This window comes from Pseudomonas sp. P5_A2_2 (assembly GCF_054177685.1).
In genome coordinates this window covers 1-2163 of record NZ_JBGCUL010000778.1, presented here as the reverse complement: position 1 = coordinate 2163, position 2163 = coordinate 1, and the positions used below count along the sequence as shown (strand labels likewise).

Sequence of the window (2163 nt, the reverse complement as noted above, 5' to 3'; positions counted from 1 at the left end):
TACGGTGGCGACGCACAACGAGTTGGAGCCGGACATCGGCGGGGTGTCCGCCGGTTCCATGATGATCCAGGCCATCTGCGCCCGTGGGTCCTTGGCCGGGACCAGCAGGTTGACGTGACGGAACACGCCGCCGCGGGGTTCGTTGAGGACGAAGTTGCGCAGGGTTTCGTCCCGGGCGATCCAGCGCGACTGTTCCCACACGGTGGCGCCGGGCGGCGGGGCGACACCGCCGACGATCACGTCGCCGACTTCGCCTTCGGCGTGGCAGCTGACTACATGAATGACTTTTGATGAACGCATGGTTTGATCCTTGTTTTGTCTGTGCGGGCCTCATCGCGAGCAGGCTCGCTCCTACACTCTTCGATATGCACCGCTAACCCTGTAGGAGTGAGCCTGCTCGCGATTGGGCCGTTAGTTATTTCACCGATTTGAGAAACGCCGCTGTTTCCGCATGCACCGGATTGCCAATCACCTGATCCGGCGAACCAATCTCATGCACCAGGCCATTGCGGAAGAACGCCACACGGTCGGACACGTCCCGGGCAAAGCGGATTTCGTGGGTCACCAACACCATGGTCATGCCGTCTTCGGCGAGCATGCGCATGGTGTCCAGCACTTCACCGACCAACTGCGGGTCGAGGGCCGAGGTGGCTTCGTCAAACAGCATGTAGTCCGGTGACATGGCCAGGGCGCGGGCGATGGCCATGCGTTGTTGCTGCCCACCGGACAGCTTGCCAGGGAAAGTCTTGAGCTTGTCGCCCAGACCGACGTGGGTCAGTTGCTTCACCGCCAGCTCTTCAGCTTCAACCTTGCTTTTGCCCAGGACCTTGCGCGGCGCGAGCATGACGTTTTCCAGCACCGTCAGGTGCGGGAAGGCATTCCATTGCTGGAACACGATGCCGATTTTCTGCCGCAGGCGATTGAGGTCGGTGGCGCTGTGATGGACCTCGACGCCGTCAACGCGGATGTTGCCTTTCTGGATCGGTTCCAGGCCGTTGATGCACATCAGCAAGGTCGATTTGCCGGAGCCGGAGCCGCCGATGATCGACACCACTTCGCCCTTGTTCACCGTCAGGTTGACGCCCTTGACCACTTCGAGGTTGCCGAAGGATTTATGTACGTTGTCGATCTCAATCATTTTCTTGCCACCTTCTTTCCAGACGAGCGCCCAGGCGTGCGACCACCAGGCTCATGACGTAGTAGATAAGGCCCGCGACGCACAGCACCAGCAACGGTTCCTGGATGCGGGTGACGATGGTTTGCGAGGCGCGCAGCAGTTCGACGATGCCGATCCACATCACCAGCGCGGTGTCTTTCATTACACCGAGCACCAGGTTCAGCCAGCCGGGGAACGCTACTCGGGTGGCCATCGGCAGGACGATCCAGCGCAAGTCCTGCAAGAAGCTCAGCCCCAACGAACGACTGGCCCGACGCACGGTGAACGGTACCGCCAACACGCCGGCGCGCACGATTTCGGTGAAGTACGCCGCGGCATACACCCCCAGCACAATGCAGCCGACGCTGAAGGCACTGATGTTCAAACCGACGATGCTTTTGAGCGAGTTGAACAGCACGAACTGGATCAGCAACGGCACGCTGCGAAACACGTCCAGCACCCACGCCAGCGGCAGGCTGGCCCGAGGCAACAAGGCCCGCAGCAGGCCGAAGAACAACCCGGCCAAGGAGCCGAGAATGATCGACCAGAACGTCAGTTGCATCGTGACCCACGCACCGTTGAGCAGGAACATCAGGTCATTGGAGGAAAAATCGGTGGAAAACATGGACAGCTCCTCAGTAACGGAACAACCGCCAGGCCATCAGCCGGGCTGCCGCAACGATCGCCTTGGCAATCAGGTAATACAGCCCCGCTGCGATGGCGAAGTATTCGAAGGTGCGGAAGGTTTTGACGTTGTATTCCTGGGTCACACCGGTCAGGTCATTGTTTAGCCCGACGATCACCCCCAGCGACGTCATCAATACCGCCCAGACCATCTGATTGGTCAGCGGGTAGAACACGATCCGCAGCAGTTGCGGGACGATGATCATGCGATAGGCCTGGAAGGCACTCATGCCGAGGGAACGCGCCGCACGCACTTGTGTGTGGGGAACCGCTTTGAGGCCGCCGCGAAAGTTCTCCGCCAGATACCCTGCATTGTTGAAGGT

Annotated in this window: 3 protein-coding genes and 1 pseudogene; all 4 read right to left on the bottom strand. The window is 60.3% G+C overall.

Annotated elements, in window-relative coordinates:
• A pseudogene (locus tag ACXRVY_RS25540) lies at positions 1-300 on the bottom strand (4-hydroxyproline epimerase); the annotation flags it as partial.
• Positions 301-415: 115 nt separating this feature from the next.
• The gene (locus tag ACXRVY_RS25535) at positions 416-1138 is read right to left on the bottom strand and encodes an amino acid ABC transporter ATP-binding protein (protein ID WP_457265917.1); all 723 of its coding nucleotides are present in this window, start codon (positions 1136-1138) and stop codon (positions 416-418) included.
• Positions 1131-1781 carry an amino acid ABC transporter permease gene (locus tag ACXRVY_RS25530; protein WP_223458077.1) on the bottom strand — a complete coding sequence of 217 codons (651 nt, stop codon included), beginning with the start codon at positions 1779-1781 and terminating at the stop codon, positions 1131-1133. The genes ACXRVY_RS25535 and ACXRVY_RS25530 overlap by 8 nt, the downstream gene beginning before the upstream one ends.
• 10 nt (positions 1782-1791) lie before the next feature.
• Positions 1792-2163 (bottom strand): ABC transporter permease subunit (locus ACXRVY_RS25525; protein WP_458238581.1); only part of this gene is annotated, 372 nt, incomplete at its 5' end.

Coding starts and splice junctions, on each gene's coding strand:
- ACXRVY_RS25530 (WP_223458077.1), bottom strand. CDS start 1,781: ATGTTTTCCACCGATTTTTCCTCCAATGACCTGATGTTCCTGCTCAAC.
- ACXRVY_RS25535 (WP_457265917.1), bottom strand. CDS start 1,138: ATGATTGAGATCGACAACGTACATAAATCCTTCGGCAACCTCGAAGTG.